Source organism: Pedococcus sp. P2_D7, from assembly GCF_056404295.1.
Window position 1 is genome coordinate 191410 of record NZ_JBFUEH010000001.1, and the last position, 19410, is coordinate 210819.

Annotated in this window: 20 protein-coding genes; 13 read left to right on the top strand and 7 right to left on the bottom strand. The window is 71.2% G+C overall.

What is annotated here, in order from left to right; genetic code table 11:
• The first annotated feature begins 125 nt into the window (after window positions 1-125).
• Window positions 126-1202, top strand: coding sequence for a parallel beta-helix domain-containing protein (locus AC1DWJ_RS00885; protein ID WP_457256777.1), 1077 nt, complete (start codon window positions 126-128; stop codon window positions 1200-1202).
• A gap of 69 nt (window positions 1203-1271) precedes the next feature.
• On the opposite strand, the gene AC1DWJ_RS00890 is transcribed toward AC1DWJ_RS00885, so the two are convergent.
• Entirely contained in the window at window positions 1272-1997 is a 726-nt protein-coding gene (locus AC1DWJ_RS00890) for a CHAD domain-containing protein (RefSeq protein ID WP_477619781.1), read from the bottom strand.
• A gap of 270 nt (window positions 1998-2267) precedes the next feature.
• On the opposite strand from AC1DWJ_RS00890, the gene AC1DWJ_RS00895 reads away from it, so the two are divergent.
• Window positions 2268-2468 (top strand): three-helix bundle dimerization domain-containing protein, encoded by a 201-nt coding sequence (locus AC1DWJ_RS00895; protein ID WP_457256774.1) that lies wholly within the window; start codon window positions 2268-2270, stop codon window positions 2466-2468.
• Between the two features lie 33 nt (window positions 2469-2501).
• On the opposite strand, the gene AC1DWJ_RS00900 is transcribed toward AC1DWJ_RS00895, so the two are convergent.
• Window positions 2502-3200 carry a spermidine synthase gene (locus AC1DWJ_RS00900; protein WP_457256772.1) on the bottom strand — a complete coding sequence of 233 codons (699 nt, stop codon included), beginning with the start codon at window positions 3198-3200 and terminating at the stop codon, window positions 2502-2504.
• A gap of 127 nt (window positions 3201-3327) precedes the next feature.
• On the opposite strand from AC1DWJ_RS00900, the gene AC1DWJ_RS00905 reads away from it, so the two are divergent.
• On the top strand, window positions 3328-3933 hold the full coding sequence (locus AC1DWJ_RS00905; protein ID WP_457256771.1) for a GNAT family N-acetyltransferase: 606 nt from the start codon (window positions 3328-3330) through the stop codon (window positions 3931-3933).
• 14 nt (window positions 3934-3947) lie between these two features.
• Here AC1DWJ_RS00905 and AC1DWJ_RS00910 read toward each other — a convergent pair whose 3' ends face one another.
• The gene (locus AC1DWJ_RS00910; RefSeq protein WP_457256769.1) at window positions 3948-4436 is read right to left on the bottom strand and encodes a MarR family winged helix-turn-helix transcriptional regulator; all 489 of its coding nucleotides are present in this window, start codon (window positions 4434-4436) and stop codon (window positions 3948-3950) included.
• Between the two features lie 110 nt (window positions 4437-4546).
• Between AC1DWJ_RS00910 and AC1DWJ_RS00915 the strand changes: the two genes are divergently transcribed.
• Window positions 4547-5125: an NADPH-dependent F420 reductase gene (locus AC1DWJ_RS00915; RefSeq protein WP_457256767.1), complete on the top strand. Its 579-nt coding sequence runs from the start codon at window positions 4547-4549 to the stop codon at window positions 5123-5125.
• 95 nt (window positions 5126-5220) lie between these two features.
• Here AC1DWJ_RS00915 and helR read toward each other — a convergent pair whose 3' ends face one another.
• Entirely contained in the window at window positions 5221-7419 is a 2199-nt protein-coding gene (gene helR, locus AC1DWJ_RS00920) for an RNA polymerase recycling motor ATPase HelR (protein ID WP_477619975.1), read from the bottom strand.
• A 127-nt stretch (window positions 7420-7546) separates the two neighbouring features.
• Complete coding sequence (locus tag AC1DWJ_RS00925; protein ID WP_457256766.1) at window positions 7547-8194, bottom strand: hemerythrin domain-containing protein; 648 nt, start codon at window positions 8192-8194, stop codon at window positions 7547-7549.
• Between the two features lie 142 nt (window positions 8195-8336).
• Here AC1DWJ_RS00925 and AC1DWJ_RS00930 point away from each other — a divergent pair, with 142 nt between their 5' ends.
• Together AC1DWJ_RS00930 and AC1DWJ_RS00935 are read left to right on the top strand one after the other, a co-directional pair.
• The gene (locus AC1DWJ_RS00930) at window positions 8337-8897 is read left to right on the top strand and encodes a 1-acyl-sn-glycerol-3-phosphate acyltransferase (RefSeq protein WP_457256764.1); all 561 of its coding nucleotides are present in this window, start codon (window positions 8337-8339) and stop codon (window positions 8895-8897) included.
• A 46-nt stretch (window positions 8898-8943) separates the two neighbouring features.
• Window positions 8944-9333: a DUF2237 family protein gene (locus tag AC1DWJ_RS00935; RefSeq protein WP_477619782.1), complete on the top strand. Its 390-nt coding sequence runs from the start codon at window positions 8944-8946 to the stop codon at window positions 9331-9333.
• A 6-nt stretch (window positions 9334-9339) separates the two neighbouring features.
• Here AC1DWJ_RS00935 and AC1DWJ_RS00940 read toward each other — a convergent pair whose 3' ends face one another.
• Window positions 9340-9735 carry a DUF1801 domain-containing protein gene (locus AC1DWJ_RS00940; RefSeq protein WP_477619783.1) on the bottom strand — a complete coding sequence of 132 codons (396 nt, stop codon included), beginning with the start codon at window positions 9733-9735 and terminating at the stop codon, window positions 9340-9342.
• 55 nt (window positions 9736-9790) lie between these two features.
• On the bottom strand, window positions 9791-11884 hold the full coding sequence (locus tag AC1DWJ_RS00945) for an ATP-binding protein (RefSeq protein WP_477619784.1): 2094 nt from the start codon (window positions 11882-11884) through the stop codon (window positions 9791-9793).
• Window positions 11885-12116: 232 nt separating this feature from the next.
• On the opposite strand from AC1DWJ_RS00945, the gene AC1DWJ_RS00950 reads away from it, so the two are divergent.
• The 7 genes from AC1DWJ_RS00950 to AC1DWJ_RS00980 all read left to right on the top strand — a co-directional run bounded on the left by AC1DWJ_RS00950 (window position 12117) and on the right by AC1DWJ_RS00980 (window position 19406).
• Window positions 12117-12638 (top strand): SigE family RNA polymerase sigma factor, encoded by a 522-nt coding sequence (locus tag AC1DWJ_RS00950; protein WP_457256758.1) that lies wholly within the window; start codon window positions 12117-12119, stop codon window positions 12636-12638.
• Window positions 12635-13924: a hypothetical protein gene (locus tag AC1DWJ_RS00955; RefSeq protein ID WP_477619785.1), complete on the top strand. Its 1290-nt coding sequence runs from the start codon at window positions 12635-12637 to the stop codon at window positions 13922-13924. Before AC1DWJ_RS00950 ends, AC1DWJ_RS00955 begins: the two co-directional genes overlap by 4 nt.
• Window positions 13925-13994: 70 nt before the next feature.
• Entirely contained in the window at window positions 13995-14534 is a 540-nt protein-coding gene (locus tag AC1DWJ_RS00960) for a (2Fe-2S)-binding protein (RefSeq protein ID WP_457256754.1), read from the top strand.
• Window positions 14531-15526, top strand: a complete 996-nt coding sequence (locus tag AC1DWJ_RS00965; RefSeq protein WP_457256752.1) for an FAD binding domain-containing protein — start codon at window positions 14531-14533, stop codon at window positions 15524-15526. Before AC1DWJ_RS00960 ends, AC1DWJ_RS00965 begins: the two co-directional genes overlap by 4 nt.
• Window positions 15523-17787 carry a xanthine dehydrogenase family protein molybdopterin-binding subunit gene (locus AC1DWJ_RS00970; protein WP_477619786.1) on the top strand — a complete coding sequence of 755 codons (2265 nt, stop codon included), beginning with the start codon at window positions 15523-15525 and terminating at the stop codon, window positions 17785-17787. Before AC1DWJ_RS00965 ends, AC1DWJ_RS00970 begins: the two co-directional genes overlap by 4 nt.
• A 69-nt stretch (window positions 17788-17856) precedes the next feature.
• Window positions 17857-18648: an ABC transporter ATP-binding protein gene (locus AC1DWJ_RS00975; RefSeq protein WP_477619787.1), complete on the top strand. Its 792-nt coding sequence runs from the start codon at window positions 17857-17859 to the stop codon at window positions 18646-18648.
• On the top strand, window positions 18645-19406 hold the full coding sequence (locus tag AC1DWJ_RS00980) for an ABC transporter permease (protein WP_477619788.1): 762 nt from the start codon (window positions 18645-18647) through the stop codon (window positions 19404-19406). Before AC1DWJ_RS00975 ends, AC1DWJ_RS00980 begins: the two co-directional genes overlap by 4 nt.
• Window positions 19407-19410: the final 4 nt, after the last annotated feature.

Below are 19410 nucleotides of genomic sequence, written 5' to 3' on the forward strand. Positions count from 1 at the left end.
GGGCCCCGTTGCCGAGCGATCGCCCGGAAGATCAGCAGTTTCCGTGACGCCCCGAGATGTGGAGCGACCTGACCGTGGAGTGTCAGCTCGTCCCGGCCCCCGGGCCCACCCAGAGAGGTCACGTCATGAACAACACGCCACGGAGGGCGGTCCCCGCCCTCGCCATCGTCCTGGCCGCGCTCGGAGGCTGGTCCGGAGTCGCGCCGTCAGCCTCGGCCAGCACCCCCGGGCGCGACATCGTCGTCACGTCGACCATCCAGGCCGCGGTCGACTCGGCCCTCCCAGGGGACCGGGTCCTCGTGCCGCGCGGGACCTATCGCGAGACCGTCAACGTCACAACACCCGGCCTCACCATCGCCGGTCCCACCGACGCGATCCTCGACGGCAGCGGACTCGGCGCGCGGATCGGCATCCGAGTGCGCTCGACGGACGGCTCCCGCATCGACGGGTTCACCCTCAACGGCCTGACGGTCCGTGGCTACGACTTCACCGGCGTTCAGCTCAGCGGGGTCGACGACTTCCGGCTCACCGGCACGACCTATGTCGACAACCCCCTCTACGGTCCCTTCCCGGTGCGGTGCTCACGCGGTCGCGTCGACCACAACCAGGTCACCGGGTCGGTCGACTCGGGGATCTACGTCGGCCAGTGCACCGATGTGGTGATCGACCACAACGTCGCGCACACCAACACGGTGGGCATCGAGGTGGAGCTGTCGACTCGGGTCGTCGTCGAGGACAACGTCGCCACCGGCAACTCCGTCGGCTTCTTCGTGCAGATCTCCCCGGGGCGGCCGGTCAAGGTCACTCGTGACGTCGTCCTGCGTCGCAACGTCGCCTCGTCCAACGACCTGCCCAACCTCGCCGACGGGTTCATCGGCCTGCTCCCCAGCGGGATCGGGATCCTCAACGCTGCCGGCGACGACGTCCGGGTCGAGGGCAACGTCGTGTCGGGCAACCACAGCGCGGGGATCGGCGTCATCTCCCTGCCCGCCGCGATCGCCGCGCTAGATCCCGCACTCGACCCGACCCCGACGGGCGGCGTCGTGAAGGGCAACATCACCCAGGGCAACGGTCGTTCGCCCGAGCCTGAGCTGGCGCCGCTCCCGGGTGCCGACATCGTCTGGGACGGGACGGGGACGACGTGCTTCGACGTCGCACGGGCTGCTCGCACGTTCCCGCTCGCGCTGCCCGGTTGCGCATGAAGATCCGCGGTGCGCGAGGGACCAGTCCGACTCGATCCAGCTGAGCCGTTCGAGTCGGCACGGCGTCCGTCAGGTGAACAGGCGCCTGGCGAGACGCTGTGCCTCCCCCGCGGTCTCGCGGGCGCGTCGTTGCTCGCGCTCGTGGAGCAGGCCGAAGGTGAAGCTGCTCTCGCCCGGTGCCTTGTCTGCCGTGTCGGCCAGACGTCGCAGGAGCTGGGCGCTCACGGTGCTGTCCTGAAGCTCGCCGAGGAGGTCCTGGAGCCGTCGGTAGCGGTCCACGGTCCTCAGCGCCGCCTTTCCCCTGACGGGTGACACCACCTCGGCGGCATACCGGGCCCGCTTGGCTGCCTTGCGGGCGCGGTGCATGTCCTCCACCTCGCCCGAGCGTCGAGCGCGCGCCAGTCGCGTGGCGACGGTGCGGTCAGCGTCCAGGACCATGCCGTCGAGGGTCGAGTCGGCCCGAGTGGCCTTCGCGGTCCAGGGCGGCGCGACCTGCCATCGCCCGAGGTGGCCGACCATTGCGCGATGGCGCTCACCGGCCAGCGCCTCCACCACGGCCGACCAGTGCTGTAGCCGGTCGCGGCCGAGCTCGACGTCGATCCGGGTGCGCACCGGACCGATCACCAGCTCCTCGTCGAGGTCGGCCACCAACGCGTCGAGTCGGTCCTGCAGGACCTGTAGATCGCGCACCGGGCCCATGATGCTGGCCCACCAGCGCAGCTCGTGGTCCAGGTGTTCGCTTGCAGGAGTGTCGAACAACGCTGCGTGAGCGACGAGTCGCGACCCTCCCGCCATGGACGACCGACTCGTCGCCCTCCCGGAGTCTGCCGTCCGCCTCCAGCAGGACGGTGAACTGTGCTGCCAGATAGGGCCCGACCAGTGACGCGGCGGTGCCCGGATCGGTCGGCTGGGGACTCATCGGGTGGGCTGCCTTTCGCAGGCTGACGTTGCTGAGAGGATCCCACGCGCGGTCTGCCTACAGGCGGCTGGTGCCGTCGCAGGCGGCCGCTGCCCAGCATCCGATGACCTCTTGCCGCGCGTTTGGGTGAGGTTCACACTGTCCGGATGGACACCCACGATGAGGTCGCCGCGCTCGGTGAGGTGCAGGAACGGCTGTCCGACCGGTTCCCCGACCTCGACCCGCAGGTCGTCGAGGCCGCCGTGCGCGTCGCGCACTCTCAGCTCACCGGGCCGATCCGGGACTTCGTCCCAGTCCTCGTCGAGCACATCGCCCGCGACCGGCTCGGCTCGATGGTGAGCCACTAGCCGCTAGCCACTAGCCACTAGCCGCCGGCGTCGTCAGCGCCGCGGTCGGACTGCCAGGTAGACCGTGTTGGTGGACTCGCCACCGGTCAGCGGGTTGGGGAACGGGACCACGTGGGCGTCGGCGTGGTCAAAGGCCGCACCCATCCGCCGCACGACCTCGGGTTCGGGCGGTTCGTCCGACCAGAGGGCGAAGGCGCCGTGGTCGGTGAGCAGGGCGGCGACCCGCGCGAAGCCCTCGACCGTGTAGAGGTCGCCGTGGTCGTCGCGCAGCAGCCAGTCGGGTGCATGGTCGATGTCCAGCAGGACGGCGTCATAGGTGCGGTCGGCGCGGCCGGTGCGCACGAGGTCGAAGAAGTCATCCAGCACCAGCCGTACGCGCGGGTCGGCGGCCATCCCCGCCGTGTCGGGCAGGAGGTCGCGCTGGTGCCACGAGATGACCTGCTCGAGCGCTTCGACGACGGTCAGCTCGGTCACCCGGTCGTCCTCGAGCGCGGCCAGCGCGGTGTAGCCGAGGCCGAGGCCACCGACCAGCACCGTGAGCGACGCACCGGTCACCGCGGCGAGGCCGATGCGCGACAGCTCCTGCTCACCGGTGGTGAACTGGCTCGACATGAGGAAGTCGTCACCCAGCTTGACCTCGTGCACGTCCCGCTCGGTGATGCGGTCCCACCGCCGGCGGAGGCTGATGGCTCCCCAAGGGGTGTCGGCCCAGTCGAGCTCCTCGATCCTCACCTCCCGAGACTAGTCCCGCTCGAGTCGGCCGGGTCGCCGTCCCAGACGCGGGTGCCCGGCCGGCCCCCCGTTGACGGTGGTGCGCTGACAGCAGGGCGTTGTCGGCGGCTGGTGGGATGCTGCCGGCATGGCTGGACAGGAGACCACCGCCACGGCTGGTTCGTTCACGACGCGGCTGCTCACCGAGGAGACCTGGCCGGACTTCGCCGCGCTCGTCGAGGCGAACAACGGGGTCTGGGGCGGCTGCTGGTGCATGGGCTTCCACCCCGAGGGGGTGGGGGCGGGGAAGACGGTCGCGGGCAACCGGGCCGCCAAGCAGGCCCACGTCCGTGCGGGCACCGTCCACCAGGTGCTCGCCTACGACGGCGATGCCTGCGTGGGGTGGTGCCAGTTCGGTCCGCCCGTCGAGCTCCCGAACATCAAGAATCCCAAGGCCTACGAGAAGGAGCTCACCCGCGGGCCCGACTGGCGGATCGGCTGCATCTTCACCGGGAGCCGACACCGGGGTCAAGGCGTGGCCCGGGCAGCGGTGACCGGGGTCATCGACGCCATCCGCGACGCCGGTGGGGGGATCGGCGAGGCCTATCCCGAGCAGGTCGAGGCCAGGCCGGCCCAGCGCGGGGCCTACTTCCACACAGGTCCCGAGACCCTGTTCGAGGAGTTCGGGTTCGAGCGCGACCGCCAGATCGCCAAGTGGCGCTGGGTGATGCGGCTCGAGGTCGACAGCCGCTGACCCGTCGCGCGGGCTCAGGTGGTCGTGTCGTAGAGCGGGGCCAGCGCCCGGTCGGCGTCGAGCGTCGGCAGGAGGGCGTCGCAGATCTCGCGGAGCTGGGTCACCTGCGCCGAGGTCAGGGGGTCCAGCACGTGGCGTCGGACGGCCTCCACGTGCCCGGGTGCAGCCGCCACGACGGCGTCCCAGCCGGCCGAGGTGAGGCGGGCGTTGGTGGCGCGGCCGTCCTGGGGGCACGGGAACCGCTCGACCAGCCCGCGGTCCTCGAGCCTGCGCACGACGTGGGAGAGCCGGGGGAGGGTGGCATTGGTGCGCGCTGCGAGGGCAGTCATCCGCAGCGTGTGCTCAGGCGACTCGGAGAGCATCGCGAGCACGTAGTAGTCGAAGTGCGTGAGCTGCGAGTCTCGGCGCAGCTGTGCGTCGAGCGCACTGGGCAGGAGCTCCACCACGGCGATCAGGCGCAGCCACGCCGCGCGCTCGTCCGCGTCCAGCCATCTCGGTTCCATGAGACAAGTCTAGCGAATACTTGAAGGAACAACTAAATCGTGTATGGTGTTACTTGAACCAACAACTAAACCGGATGCGACACCCGTCGCCCAGAACCCAGGAGCACCTCATGGCACACCTCTCCATCATCGGCACCGGCAGCATGGGCCAGGCCATCGCGGCCGTCGCAGGCCGCGGCGGACACACCGTCCAGCTGCTCGGCCAGGGCGACGCGGCGACGCAGGTCACGGGCGAGATCGTGGTCCTCGCCGTCCCGTACCCGGCCATCAACACCGTCCTCGCCGAGCGCGGCGAGAGCCTGGCCGGCAAGGTCGTCGTGGACATCACCAACCCGCTGAACTTCGAGACCTTCGACTCGCTCACCGTCGCGTCCGACGGCTCTGCGACGGCTGAGATCGCCGAGGCCCTCCCGCAGTCCCGCGTGCTGAAGGCGTTCAACACCAACTTCGCCGGCACGCTCGCCGCGGGCAACGTCGGCCCGCTCGGCACCACGGTCCTCATCGCCGGCGACGACGCCGACGCCAAGAGCGACCTGGCCGGTGTCATCACCTCCGGTGGCCTCGAGGCCATCGACGCGGGCTCCCTCTCGCGGGCGCGCGAGCTCGAGGCGATCGGCTTCCTGCAGATCACCCTCGCCGCCGGCGAGAAGGTCACCTGGACGGGTGGCTTCGGCGTCGTCGCCGCCTGACCGGAGGCGCTGACCCGACCGACCGCGTATGCCGCGTCCGCCCCGGAGAGGGGCGGGCGCGGCGTACGTGTTCCGGGACGCTGCTGCGTCGGTGGTCAGCCGGTGAGGAGCACCAGCTGCTGGGTGGCGCGGGTCATCGCGACGTAGCGGTCGACCGCGCCCTCGATCCCGTCGCCGAAGGCCTCGGGGCGGACGAGCACCACGAGGTCGAACTCCAGGCCCTTGGCGAGCTCGGGGGTGAGCGACCGGACCCGGCCGCTCGCCTCGAAGCTCGGGTCGCCGATGACGCAGGCGACCCCTTCGGGGTGGGCCGCGAGCCACGTGTCGAGCACCGACCGGAGGTCTGCGGTCGAGCCGTGGACGACGGGAACCCCGTTGCTGCGGATGGACGTCGGCACGTTGGCGTCGGGGAGCGCGGCACGGATCACGGGTTCGGCCTCGGCCATGACCTCCTCCGGGGTGCGGTAGTTGATGCTGAGCGAGGACAGGCTGCTGCGGTCCAGCCCCACCCGCTCGAGCCGCTCCTGCCACGACTCGGTGAACCCATGCCGCGCCTGCGCCCGGTCACCCACGATCGTGAAGCTGCGCGACGGGCACCGGGCCAACAGCATCTGCCACTCGGCATCGGTCAGCTCCTGTGCCTCGTCGACGACGATGTGCGCGAACGGCCCGGCGAGCAGGTCCTGGTCGTCGACCTGGAGTGCACCCTCGTCGACCCAGCGGTCCTTGAGGTCCTGCCCCTTGAGCATCGACATGACCTTCATCTCGGAGTCGTCGGTCGCGATGAGGTGCTCCACCACCTGGGCCATCTGCTCGCGCTCGGCCGCGACCGCTGCCTCGTGCCGGCGCCGACGGCGAGACGCCTCAGGATCGCCGAGCCGCGCCCGCGCGGCGTCGAGCAGGGGCAGGTCCGACACCGTCCAGGCCGTGGCGTCGTTGCGCTGCAACGACTTCACCTCCTCCGGGCTCAGCCAGGGGCCGCACATCCGCAGGTAGGCCGGCACCGACCAGAGGTCCCCGACGAGGTCGGTCGCCTCGACGAAGGGCCACGCGCGGTTGAGCGCATCCTGCAGCTCGCGGTCCTGCTGGAGCGACCGGCGCAGGAGCTGGCTGGGGACGTCCTCGTCGTGCTGGTCGACGATGATCGCCACCAGCTCCTCCCAGACCTGCTCGCGCGCCTCGTTGTGCGGAGTCCCGGGGTCTGGGGCAGCGAACGCCGTCGCCCAGTCATCGGGGGTGAGCCGCACGTCGTCCCAGGGCGTCGTGACCGTCATCGCCACGCTCGGTGGTTCCTCGTAGAACCGCACGGCCTTGTCGACGGCGCGCACGAGGTCGGCGGAGGACTTGAGGCGGGCCACCTCGGGGTCCGTCTCAGCCTTCGCGGTGGCGCCCTCCGGCAGGAGGTCGCGCACGGTGCAGGTCTGGACGCCCTCCTCGCCCAGGCTGGGCAGCACGTCCGAGACATAGGCCAGGTAGGGCTGGTGCGGGCCGACGAAGAGCACCCCACCGCGGCGGTGACCCAGCCTCGGGTCCGCATAGAGCAGGTATGCCGCGCGGTGCAGTGCCACCACCGTCTTGCCCGTGCCGGGCCCACCGTCCACCACGAGGGCACCGCGGGAGCTCGCCCGGATGATGGAGTCCTGGTCGGCCTGGATCGTGCCGAGGACATCGCGCATCCGCGCCGAGCGGTTGCTGCCCAGGCTGGCGATGAACGCCGACTGGTCGTCGAGGGCCGCGGCGTGACCCGTGAAGCCGTCTGCGGTGAAGACCTCGTCCCAGTAGTCGTTCACGCGGCCGCGGGACCAGCGGTAGCGGCGCCGGAAGGTCAAGCCCATCGGGTTCGCGTGGGTCGCTGCGAAGAAGGGCTCGGCCGCGGGGGAACGCCAGTCGACCAACAGCTGGCGGCCGGTGCGGTCGGTGAGCCCGAGCCGGCCGACGTAGATCGGCTCGCCTCCGTCGGTGGCAGCCGGGTCGTCGGGCACCATGTGCCCGAGGCACAGGTCGAGGCCGAAGCGGTGCAGGGCGCGCAGCCGTGCGGTCAGCCGGTGCACCTCGAGGTCGCGTTCCAGCACCTCCTGCCCGGCCCTCGCCGGTGCCGTGCGCTCGGCGTCCAGGCGCTCGGTCAGCTCGGCGATGGTCTCGTCGAGGCTCTGCTGGATGGCCCGGAAGTGCTCGTCGTCGCGGGCGATGAGACCTCGGTCTGCCTTCGCCGACAGGCGGTCCGGCAGGTCGAACGCACCTGACCCGTTCGCCTCGGAACCCCGAACCCCCACGTCGCTGTCGACCTCGTGCATGCGGTGGCTGCCCCCTTCGTTCGTCCTGGTCACGAGGGACGATTCTGAGGCAGGAGTAGGGCCTTGCCGCAAGGCCCCCTGTGCGCTATACGTTGGAGAGGGAGGAAAGGCGGACTTCCCGCAGCACCTATCGGCGCGGAGGGGTCGCCGACCAGATGGGTGCGATCTCCTTGCGGTAGCCACGCCCGAAGATCCCGCCGATGACCGACAGGACCGGTGCCGGCACGCTTGCAGTGACGCCTGCCCGCTCCTGGGGTGACGCACCGTCGAGGACCCACGAGAAGAACCGTCCGCCGCGGGCCAGGCCGGTCTTCCCGAACGCCCTCCCCATGGCCTTGATCTCGGGGGTGTCCTTCTTGGCCTGGTAGACCGGCTCCAGCTCGGCCTCCTCGTGGTCGAGGTGCCTCACGGTCACCATGCGCAGGGTCTCGAAGCAGGCCTTCGCCGCCGCGGCCTGCGCGGCGCCCGGGTCACGCAGCAGGCCGGCCATGGCGACGCGGGTCTCGGCGAGCGCGGCAGCCATGGTCTCGTGCTCGGCGTCCATGGCGTCGAGCAGCTCGGTGCTCACTCCCACCGCGTGCAGAGCGGGCCAGGCGATCTCGTGCTCACCCTCGTGGTGATAGGTGAGCTGGTCGTCGAAGTTCGCCCAGGCCGTGGCCAGCTGTGCTGCCCTGGCGCGGTCGCCGGGCTGGAACGTCTCGAGCGCGGCGATGAAGCGGTCGAGGTCGCGCCGGAAGGCGCCGTGGATGGCCTTGTTCATGCTCATCTCTCCCATGGCAGGACTGTAGGGCCGCGGACCCGATCCGGGAACCGCCATCAGGGGCCGGGTAGCCTTCACCCACCGATCCGTACGTCCTGCGCGGCCGGCACTGTGCGCCACCGCCCCGGGAGGGCAGTGGCCCCACCGAGAGGCACTGATGAGGAGTCGACTCGCCAGCCTCGTGCTGCGGGCCAGCCGCTGGACTGCCGTCGGGGAGGTGCCCCGGACCGGCGTCCTCGTTGGCGCGCCGCACACCTCGAACTGGGACTTCGTGATGATGCTGCTCATCATGTGGCGCGGTGGCGTGACGCCCCGGGTGCTGATCAAGAAGGAGCTGTTCAAGGGTCCGCTGCGTTGGCTGCTGCCACGGCTCGGTGGCCTCCCACTCGACCGGGACAACCCCGGTGCCGTGGTGCGCGAGCTCGTGCGGGAGGCGCGCAGCGGTGAGCCCTTCCTGCTGATCCTCGCGGCGGAGGGCACCCGCAAGAAGGGCGAGTACTGGAAGTCCGGCTTCTGGCGCATCGCGCGGACCGCCAAGCTCCCGATCGCCCTGGCCTTCATCGACGGGCCTACTCGCACAGCCGGATTCGGTCCGACCATCACCGCCACGGCTGACGTCGTGGCCGACATGGACAAGGTCCGCGAGTTCTACCGCGACAAGCGCGGGATCCACCCCGAGCTGCGCACGGAGCCGCGTCTGCGCGAAGAGTCGCGCTAGGGCAGACTGCCCTGAGGCAGCCCTCGACGAGGCCGGAGGAGACATCGTGGCGGAGCGCAACGTCCTGGGTGGCGAGCTGGAGGAGTGCGGCACGAGCCCGCTGACCGGCTTCTACCGCGACGGCTGCTGCACCTCCGGCCCGGAGGACCTGGGCAGCCACACGATCTGTGCCGTGGTCACGAGCGAGTTCCTCGAGCACCAGCGCGGCATCGGCAACGACCTCTCGACTCCGATGCCGGAGTACGGCTTCCCCGGCCTCGTGCCGGGCGACCGCTGGTGCGTCACCGCGCTGAACTGGGCCCGCGCCCACCGCGACGGCGCCGCCGCGCACGTCGTGCTCGCGGCCACCAACGAGGCGGTCCTGCTGGTCGTTCCTCTCCAGGCGCTCCAACAGCACGCCGTGGACGTGCCGCCCGACCTCAGCTCACTGACCTGAGCAGGCTCAGCCGTCCTTGATCCGGCGCCAGCCGCCGGCCCGGTTGTTGGCCACGATCTGGCGCAGGAACTCCAGGAGCGCCGGCTCGTCGACGGGGTCGCCCTCCCAGAACGCGATCGTCCGGGCTGTCGTGTTGTCGTGCCCGCCGGTCACGAGACCGTGTGGGTCGGGCACGATCGCGCCATCGTAGACGAACAGGTTGACGTGGTCCTTCGTGGCCAGCAGCGCACACACGTTGCCGTCCAACACGAAGTAGGGCTGCACCCGGCGCTTGACGACCTCGCGCACCCCGGGATCCGCGGCGTGGACGAGGTCGCGCAAGCGCTGGCACAGCTCGCGCTGCCAGTCCGGCAGCGGGTCGAGGTAGGCGTCGACGCCCGGGTCCCGCTGGTAGGTGTCCATGGGAGGTAGACCGGCGCGCGGGCGGCGACTCATCGGCATACCCGGCTCCCTGTGGTCAGCGCAGCGGTGCGCTCGGGGCGAAGGCCGGGGCGAGCGGGAAGAGCACGGTGAAGGTGGAGCCCTGGCCCAGCAGGGACTCCACCTCGATCGAGCCCTCGTGCCCCTCGACGATCGCCTGCACGATGGACAGCCCGAGGCCAGTGCCCTGCACCGCGCGCTCGGTCGCGTCGGTCGACCTGAAGAAGCGGCGGAAGACCTGCCGCTGGTCCTCCTCGGAGATCCCGTAGCCGCTGTCGCTCACCACCAGTCGAGCCTTGCCGACCCCCCTGGCGTCCCGCACCGTGTCGAGGGTCAGCGTCACGATGCCGCCGTCGGGCGTGAACTTCACCGCGTTGGACAACAGGTTCAGGACGACCCGCTCGATGGCGGTGTCGTCGCCGTCCACGGTGACCGGTCGGGTGACGATCTCGTGGCGGAGGTGGAGTGAGCGCCGCTGGGTGAGGGGGCCGGTGGCCTCCCAGGCATGGTCGACGATGGCTGCGAGGTCGCAGGGTCGACGGGCCAGGTTGAGCTGGCCGGACTCGATCCGTGAGTTGAGCAGCAGGTCCTCGATCAGGCCCAACAGCCGGCGCCCGTTGCGGTCGATCCGCGACACCAGGTCGAGCTGCTTGGTCGTCATCTCGCCGACCGCCCCGTCCTCGAGCATCTCGGTGTAGCCGAGCACACTGGCCAGCGGGGTTCGGAACTCGTGGCTGACCGAGGAGAGGAAGTCGGTCTTGGTCTGGTCGAGGGCGGTGAGCTCCTCGACAGCGTTTCGCTCGCGTTGCAGCGCCAGCTGGACCGCTTCCGAGGCGACCCGGCGCTCGGTGACGTCCTCGGCGACGCCGATGTAGCCGATCACCGAGCCATCCTGGTCGACGATGGGGCTGATTGTGAGGTCGACCACGATCCGTTTCTGGTCACGGGTCACCCAGGTCCAGTCGCGCGTCTCGGTGCGGCCGGCCTGGTCGAGCCCGTGGACCAGCACCTGCGGGCCCGGTGCCAGGCCGAGCTCCGCCGCCCGGGCCGCCACGTCCGCCGGCTCGTGCAGCTGCACCCAGTTGAGCGAGCCGACGACGTCCTCGGACTGGTAGCCCAGCAGGTTGCTGGCACCGCGGTTGAAGAGGGTGATGGTGCCTGAGCCGTCGGTGCCGATGATCGCGGTGGCCGCCGCCGAGTTGAGGACCGTCTGGGTGAAGGTCGCCTCGCTGAACAGGTCGGCCAAGGCGTCGCGGCGCTGGGTCGAGGCCACGGCCAGCGCCAGACCCGTCACCGCCGCGGTCACGAGGAAGGCCTGGGTCAGCGCCCCCACCGTCTCAGGGGCCACCGCACCGGACTTCCCGGCAATGGCGAACGGCCCATAGCCCGAACTGGTGAGCAGGACGACGATCACCCCGAGCACGGCCAGCTGGGTCGCGAGGGCTCGTAGGTCCAACCGCGTCGCGCCCCAGACGAGGACGGGCAGGGGGAGGAATGCCAGGGGGAGCCCGTTGGTTGAGGCGAAGACCCACAGGGTGACCCCGAGCAGGACGATGCCTTGGAGGGCGTCCTCCAGGCGCCACGGGATCGTGGCCTTCGTGGAGACGGCGACCCCCAACGGCGCGAGCGTGAGCACAGCGGCCGCGTGGGAGGCGGTCACGGCGTAGGCGGTCGGGAAGAACGTGCGGTCGAGGGTGTAGGTGACGGTGAGCCCGGCCAGCACCCCGAAGACGACGGCTCCCGCGAGCGTGGCGAGCAGGAGCCGGCCGAGGTCCTCCAGGGAGGCCAGTCGCGGGCGGTGGCTGCCGCGCGTCATGGCCCACCAGACCACCGCGGCCTCCGCGGTGTTGGCGAACCCGAAACAGGTCGCCGCGAGCGGGGGCCTCCCGCCGTAGAGGTTCGCCAGGCCACTGGTCACCACCATCCCGACGAGCACGATGGCGGCTCGTCGGCGATTGGGTCCGGTGGCGAGCAGGAATGCGACCGCCAGCCCCGCAGCCGGCCACCAGACGGCCACCGACGACCCGGGTGGGGCGAACCTGACGGCCGTTGCGCCGAGGACGAAGACGCCGAGCAGCACGATGGCCGCGGCGACGTCCCACCGGCGCAGGACCGTCAGGAGGCGGGTCACCGCACTCCACCCGACCCGCGCCCGACCGCCTGCCCCGCCGCTGGCGGCAGGGGAGGGCGATCATCCGGGCAGGTGGGCATGGGTCATTCTTGCGCAGCAGGCACGGCGAGGTGGGGGACATCCGGTGTGACGCCCCGCGGGGAAACTCGCCCGGGGGTTCCACCCGGACCTCCCACATCGTCCGTCCTAGAGGGTGTGGAGTGGAGTGTGGGCGACAGGGAGGGGGGCGGGCGTGGAGCCGCGTGAGGACTTCGAGGCGTTCGCCCGAGCCCGCTGGGTGCCACTGCTGCGCACCGCGACCCTGCTGACCGGCGACGCGCACGCAGCCGAGGACCTCGTCCAGGAGACGCTGGCGCGCGCGGCCCAACGGTGGTCAGTCGTCTCGTCAGCGGGCTCACCGGAGGCCTACGTCCGCCGCATCCTCTACACCCGCTCGGTCGACGCCTGGAGGTGGCGCCGGCACCAGCCCGACCCGGTCGAGGTGACCGAACGGCTCGGCTCCCGGAGCCGAGACCACGAGGTCGACGCCGACGCGCGACTCACCCTGGCCGACGCGCTCGCCCGGCTCACCCCCAAGCAGCGGGCCGTCCTCGTGCTCCGGTTCTACGAGGACCGCACCGAGGTGGAGGCCGCCGAGGCGCTCGGCTGCTCGGTCAACACGGTCAAGTCCCAGACGAGGCACGCCCTCGCGCGCCTCCGGGCCCTCGCCCCGGAGCTCGCACCCACCTTTGGCAGAACGGAGGTCCGTCGATGAACAGCTCACCACTCGGGTCGGCGCTGGACGGCCTGGTCAAGGACGTCCGGCCGTCCGCGGGACCACCCGTCGAGGCGCTGTGGGCACAGGGTGCGCGGCGTCGGGCCCGCACGCGGCTCGGAGGTGGCGCGGCCGCGCTGCTGGCGCTCGCCCTCGTGGCCTTCGTCAGCTGGCCGAGCCTCTCCCAGCCCGCGCCGCCGACCACCCCGCAGCCGGCCCAGACCGTCGCACCCGACACCTACCCGTCGGTGCTCGCGCACCCCTACTTCGCCGCCGACGCCCTCACCGCCCACCGGGCCATGACCGTGGCGGTCCTCGACGGCAGCACGGTGTACACGGTCGACTCCAAGGGGACGGCGTGGAAGCTGCCGGGGTCGTGGAACCAGCGCTCGTATGCCGCGTTGTCACCGAACGGGCGCTGGCTCGTCGACGGTCGGCGCGTCTACGACCTCGTGAAGGGCACCAGTGCGAGCGTGGTCCAGCCGGGCGCACCTGACGACACCCAGCTCTGGGCGGCCTGGGCGCCGGACTCGGCCCACTATGCGCGGGCCTACGAGCCGTCCAACGACGTCGTCGTCTCGACCCCGGACGGCACCCAGCTCACGATCCCGGGCGCGTCGGCCTTGGAGCAGGTGACCCGGGGCGGCATGGTGATGGGTGGCTGGCTCGACGACCGCACCCTCATGGTGGCCTACGGCTCGCAGTCGGAGGCGGCGATGGAGATCCAGACGTGGTCCATCGGGGACGACTCCTGGCGCGCCCGGGGACAGCTCACCTATCCCGAGACCCTCAACCTGACCGCCACTGTCGCTGCGGTGTCTCCGGACGGCCGCACGGTCGCGATGTCAGCCTCGGACACCTCCCGCATCGACGACTCCGCCCTGGTGACGTGGGATCTCGCGGGTTTGTTGAGCTCCGGGCAGCCCACCCCGGCGCGCATCGTGCTGTTGCACTCGCGCTACTCCGTCGACGGCATCACCTGGCGTGGGGGCACCCCGTTGGTGACCGTCAGCGGCCACACCGGCCCGGTGGCCGGGCCGCCCCTGGTCGGGAGCACAGCTGGTTTCGCGGGCCAGATGTCGTGGCGGCAGGACGCCTTCGCGGGCTCGCCCTACTGGAACTCGGCCGCGGTCTGGAGGGCGCGGTTGGTGGTCTGGACGACGATCCCCCTGGCCCTCTTCGGGGTGTGGCTCCTCTGGCGGGCAGGACTGTGGGTCGCTCGTCGCCTCGGCATCATCGACGGGCCGCTCCCGCTGCGGTTCGACCTCGCCTGGTGGCGGCGCTGAGGACGCCGTCGCAGACCTCGCGACACTTTCCGGCGCTGGACTAGTCTCCGGACTGAGGAAGGGAGACGCCGTGACCGTGCGGTCCAGCACCACCCCCGAAGTCCGTTTCACGCTCAACGGCGCGCCGACCGAGGTGGCCGTGGAGGCCGGGGTGAGCCTCCTCGACCTGCTGCGCGAGCGACTCGACCTGACCGGCACCAAGAAGGGCTGCAACCAGGGGGCGTGTGGCGTCTGCACGGTCCTCGTCGACGGGCGGCGCGTGCTGGGGTGCCTCACGCTGGTGGCGCAGCTCGAGGGTCGCGAGGTGACCACGATCGAGGGCGTCGGCACCCCGGAGCAGCCGCACGACCTCCAGCGGGCCTTCATCGGGGCCGACGGGTTCCAGTGCGGCTACTGCACCTCGGGCCAGATCTGCTCGGCCCTGGGGATGCTGCGCGAGCTCGATGACGGAGTGCCCAGCGCAGTCGCCGAACACGTTGCAGCGCAACCCGACTCGAGTGAGCTCGAGGTGCGCGAACGGATGAGCGGCAACCTGTGCCGGTGTGGTGCCTACAACGGCATCGTGGACGCCATCACCGCCTACGCCGACGCCGTGGGTGGTCACCGATGAGGCCGGTCTCGTATGCCGTGCCCGCCAGTGTCGACGAGGCCCTGGCGGCCATCGTCGACCTGCCCGGCGCGAAGTTCCTCGGCGGGGGGACCAACCTGGTCGACCTGATGCGCGAGGGCATCGAGGCGCCGGACGTCCTCGTCGACGTGACCCGGTTGCCGCTGGGGGAGATCACCGAGACCGCCGACGGTGGACTGCGCATCGGAGCCGGCGTGCGCAACACCGACCTGGCCGCGCACCCCTTGGTGCGCGAGCGCTACCCGGTCGTGGCCCAGGCAGTCGTCATGGGCGCCTCGGGCCAGATCCGCAACATGGCGACGGTGGGGGGCAACCTGCTGCAGCGCACGCGGTGCCTCTACTTCTACGACCAGGCTGCCGCGTGCAACAAGCGGGAGAGGGGCGCTGGCTGCGACGCCGCCTCGGGCCACAACCGGATGGGTGCCATCCTCGGGGCCAGCGAGCACTGCGTGGCGGTGCATCCTTCGGACCTGGCGGTGGCGCTGGTCCTGGTCGACGCCGAGGTCGAGGTGGTGAGTCGCACCGGCACCCGGACGATCGCCGTCGGTGACTTCCACCGACTGCCGGGCGAGACCCCCGACATCGAGACGACGCTGGCCACGGACGAGCTCGTCACTGCCGTGATCCTGCCCGCGGAGCCGCTGGCCGTCCGGTCGCGCTACCGCAAGGTGCGGGACCGTGCCTCCTACGCCTTCGCCCTCGTGTCGGTCGCTGCCGCCCTGGACGTCCGCGACGGCTCGGTCGCCCAGGTGCGGGTCGCGATGGGTGGCGTCGCCCATCGACCCTGGCGAGCCACCACGCTCGAACAGGAGCTGACCGGTCGGCCCGCCACCGATGCGGAGTTCGAGCGCGCAGCCCGGGCCGAGCTGGCGCACGCGGTGGGAGGGCCCGACACGGAGTTCAAGATCGGGCTGGCCGTCCGCACCATCACGGCGACGCTGCGCCGGCTGCGTGACGAAGGTGGTGCGGCATGACCATCGCGCCGGAGCGCACCACCACGACGACCGCACCCCCTGCTGCGGCACCTCCCGGTGCGCCCGGCCCCGCCATCGGTCGAGCGGTCGACCGCGTCGACGGGCTGGCGAAAGCAACTGGCACGGCACGCTTCTCGGCCGAGTACCCGATCCCCGGGATCACCCATGCCGTCCTGGTCCACGCGCCGATCGCCCGGGGCCGCATCACCTCGATGGACACGACGGTCGCGGAGGCGCACCCGGGGGTGGTGCTCGTCCTGACCCACCACAATGCCCCGCGGCTCACGCCACCACCCGCCCGGATGAACCCGATGGACCTGTCGACGATGGCTGCCGGCAGCACGATCCCGTTCCTCAACACCGACGAGGTGCACGTCGACGGACAGCCCGTCGCGGCCGTCGTGGCCGAGACCCTCGAGGCGGCCCAGTACGCCGCCTCGCTGGTCCGGGTCGAGTACCTCGAGGTCACGCCGACCGGCGACTTCGACGCCGAGCTCGGCAACTCCACGCCGGTCCGCTCGATGCCCGTCATGCCGCCGACGGGAGGCAAGCGCGGTGACGCGCGGGCGGCATACGGGAGGTCGCCGGTGAAGGTGGACCTGGCTTTCACCACCCCGCAGCACAACCACAACGCCCTCGAGCCCCACGCGACGACGGCCGAGTGGGACGGTGACCGCCTCACGGTCTACGAAGGCTGCCAGAACATCGACTGGACCCAGAAGTACCTGGCCAAGCGGTTCGGGATCCCGTCCGGTGACGTGCACGTCGTGGCGAAGTTCGTCGGCGGTGGCTTCGGCGGCAAGTCGAAGGTGTGGGCGGCGACGCTCATCGCGTGCATGGCGGCCAAGGTCGCCCAGCGGCCGGTGCGGCTGGCCCTCACCCGCGAAGGCGTCTACCGCACGGTCGGGGGCCGCACCCCGACCCGACAGCGGGTGGCGATCGGGGCCTCGGCCACGGGCGACATGGAGGCCCTGATCCACGAGGTCACGTCCCGCAAGGGCCGGGTGGGTGGCGAGGCCGACCAGATCGTGGCCTGCAGCCTCGACCTCTACGACGCGGCCACGATCCTGGCCGAGCAGCGGATCGTCGAGCTCGACCTCATGCCCAACACCGCGATGCGCGCGCCGGGGGAGGCCCAGGGCAGCTTCGCCGTGGAGTCCGCCGTGGACGAGCTGGCCGTCGAGCTCGGCATGGACCCGGTGGACCTGCGGCTGCGCAACCAGCCGGGGGAGCGCAGCCCGGTGCACGGCACGCGCTACTCGCACCGCCGGCTCGCGCAGACGCTCGAACGCGGCCGCGACCTGTTCGGCTGGGCCGACCGCCCCGCCCCCGGCACGCGGGACGGCAAGGACCTCGTCGGGTGGGGTGTCGCCGCAGCCATCCACCCGTCCTGGGAGTTCGTCGCGAACGTCCAGCTGACCGTCGACGCGACCGGTGGCGTCACCCTGTCCTGCGCGTTCCACGAGATGGGGATGGGCACGGCGACGGTGGTCGGCCAGATGGTCGCCGACTGCCTCGACGTGCCCCTCGAGCGCGTGACGGCCGTCTACGGAGACTCCGACCTGCCGATGGGTCCCGGCGCAGGTGGCTCCGGACAGACCGCGAGCCTGGCCTCTTCGATCGAGCGCGCCTGCCGCGCGATGCGCAAGCGCCTCGACGCGCTGGCCGACCGTGCGGGTATGCCGGATGGTTCAGACCCCGGGGAGGTCCTGACCCGCGCGGGCGAGGGGTCGCTGACGGTCGAGGTCGGGGCCGACAGCGGACCGCGGGCCGCGTGGGGACAGGTGCGGTTCCTGTCCAAGCTGGTGGTCGACAGCAGGCGGTGGATGAAGGCGGCCACCGGCGCGCACTTCTGCGAGGTCAGGGTCGACGCCGACACCGGTGAGCTCCGGGTCACCCGGTGGACCAGCGTCTTCGACGTCGGCCGGGTGGTGAACCCCAAGACGACCCACAGCCAGCTGCGCGGCGGCATCGTCATGGGTCTGGGTCTCGCGATGGGGGAGGAGACGCTGATCGACACCCGCAGCGCGCGGATCATGAACCCCAGCCTGGCCGAGTACCACGTGCCGGTCCAGGCCGACGTGCCCCACCTCGACGTCCACACCCTCGACGACCCCGACCCGCAGATGCCGCTGGGCATCCTCGGAGCCGGTGAGGTGGGCATCGTCGGGGTCGGCGCCGCGGTGGCCAACGCCGTGCGGCACGCCACCGGTCGACGGGTCACCGACCTGCCGCTCACGCTCGACCGCATCGTCGGCTGAGCGGCCTCCTCGCACGCTCCCGACCCCGGGCTTGACCTTGACGCAGGGTCAGGGTTGCACCCTTGCGTCATGACCACACCATCACCCATCATCGAGATCGTCGGGCTCACCAAGTCCTACGCCGACCACGAGGTGCTCAAGGGCGTCGACCTGACCGTCCCCGAGGGTGCCGTCCACGCCCTGCTCGGCTCGAACGGAGCCGGCAAGACCACCGTCGTGCGGATCCTGTCCACGCTGGTGAAGGCCGACGACGGCACGGCTGTCGTCAACGGACACGACGTCGCCACCTCCCCGCAGCTGGTGCGCCAGTCGATCAGCCTCACGGGGCAGTTCGCGGCCGTCGACGAGGTCCTCACCGGACGCGAGAACCTCGTGCTCGTCGCCCAGCTGCGCCGCCTGCGGGAAGCCGGCGCGATCGCCGACGACCTCCTCGCACGGTTCGACCTGACTGAGGCGGGTGGACGCCGAGCGGGCACCTACTCCGGTGGCATGCGCCGCCGCCTGGACATCGCGATGAGCCTGATCGGCAACCCGGCGGTGCTCTTCCTCGACGAGCCGACCACCGGGCTGGACCCGCAGTCGCGGCTCGAGGTCTGGGCCACCATCCGGGAGCTCGCCCGACAGGGCACCACGGTGCTCCTCACGACGCAGTACCTCGACGAGGCCGAGCAGCTGGCCGACCGGATCGCGATCCTGCACGAGGGCCGGATCATCGCCGACGGCACCCTGGGTGAGCTCAAGCAGCTCTTCCCGCCGGCCCAGGTCGAGTACGTCGAGAAGCAGCCCTCGCTCGAGGACATCTTCCTCGCCATCGTCGGCCACGACGCCGCCACCGCCCACCTTGCAAAGGACGCCCGATGACCACCGACCTCGTCCACGACACCACCGTCCTGCTGAAGCGCTCGCTCCGGCACATCCTGCGCAGCCCCGACACGATCATCACCACGGCGGTCACCCCGATCGCCATGCTGCTGCTGTTCGTCTACGTCTTCGGCAGCGCGATCGACGTCGGCGGCGCCAGCTACGTCAACTACCTGCTCCCGGGCATCCTGCTCATCACGGTCGCGTCGGGCATCGCCTACACGGCGTTCCGGCTGTTCACCGACGTCTCGGGCGGCATCTTCGAGCGCTTCCAGTCCATGCCGATCACCCGGTCGGCGCTGCTGTGGAGCCACGTGCTGACCTCGGTCGTCGCCAACCTGACGTCGCTCGTGCTCGTCGTCCTGGTCGCCCTGGTGATGGGATTCCGTTCCGGTGCAGGGGTGCTCGCCTGGCTGGCCGTCCTCGGGATCCTGGTCCTGTTCACGCTCGCCCTGACCTGGCTCGCCGTGATCCCCGGCCTCACGGCGAAGTCGGTGGACGGCGTGAGCGGCTTCTCCTACCCGCTGATCTTCCTGCCGTTCATCAGCTCGGCCTTCGTGCCCACGGCCGGGATGCCCGGACCCGTGCGCTGGTTCGCGGAGCACCAGCCGGTCACCTCGATCGTCAACACCATCCGCGCGCTCTACGCCGAGCAGCCCCTCGGTGACGACGGGTGGCTGGCCCTGGCCTGGTGCCTCGGGTTGCTCCTCGTGGCCTACGCGCTGGCCATGCGCACCTACCGCACCAAGGTCGCGTGACGCG

Bases quoted from the DNA above. Each gene is read 5' to 3' on its own strand.
- AC1DWJ_RS00885 (WP_457256777.1), top strand. From the start codon at position 126: ATGAACAACACGCCACGGAGGGCGGTCCCCGCCCTCGCCATCGTCCTG.
- AC1DWJ_RS00890 (WP_477619781.1), bottom strand. From the start codon at position 1,997: ATGGCGGGAGGGTCGCGACTCGTCGCTCACGCAGCGTTGTTCGACACT.
- AC1DWJ_RS00895 (WP_457256774.1), top strand. From the start codon at position 2,268: ATGGACACCCACGATGAGGTCGCCGCGCTCGGTGAGGTGCAGGAACGG.
- AC1DWJ_RS00905 (WP_457256771.1), top strand. From the start codon at position 3,328: ATGGCTGGACAGGAGACCACCGCCACGGCTGGTTCGTTCACGACGCGG.
- AC1DWJ_RS00910 (WP_457256769.1), bottom strand. From the start codon at position 4,436: ATGGAACCGAGATGGCTGGACGCGGACGAGCGCGCGGCGTGGCTGCGC.
- AC1DWJ_RS00915 (WP_457256767.1), top strand. From the start codon at position 4,547: ATGGCACACCTCTCCATCATCGGCACCGGCAGCATGGGCCAGGCCATC.
- helR (WP_477619975.1), bottom strand. From the start codon at position 7,419: ATGCACGAGGTCGACAGCGACGTGGGGGTTCGGGGTTCCGAGGCGAAC.
- AC1DWJ_RS00925 (WP_457256766.1), bottom strand. From the start codon at position 8,194: ATGGGAGAGATGAGCATGAACAAGGCCATCCACGGCGCCTTCCGGCGC.
- AC1DWJ_RS00930 (WP_457256764.1), top strand. From the start codon at position 8,337: ATGAGGAGTCGACTCGCCAGCCTCGTGCTGCGGGCCAGCCGCTGGACT.
- AC1DWJ_RS00940 (WP_477619783.1), bottom strand. From the start codon at position 9,735: ATGGACACCTACCAGCGGGACCCGGGCGTCGACGCCTACCTCGACCCG.
- AC1DWJ_RS00955 (WP_477619785.1), top strand. From the start codon at position 12,635: ATGAACAGCTCACCACTCGGGTCGGCGCTGGACGGCCTGGTCAAGGAC.
- AC1DWJ_RS00965 (WP_457256752.1), top strand. From the start codon at position 14,531: ATGAGGCCGGTCTCGTATGCCGTGCCCGCCAGTGTCGACGAGGCCCTG.
- AC1DWJ_RS00970 (WP_477619786.1), top strand. From the start codon at position 15,523: ATGACCATCGCGCCGGAGCGCACCACCACGACGACCGCACCCCCTGCT.
- AC1DWJ_RS00975 (WP_477619787.1), top strand. From the start codon at position 17,857: ATGACCACACCATCACCCATCATCGAGATCGTCGGGCTCACCAAGTCC.
- AC1DWJ_RS00980 (WP_477619788.1), top strand. From the start codon at position 18,645: ATGACCACCGACCTCGTCCACGACACCACCGTCCTGCTGAAGCGCTCG.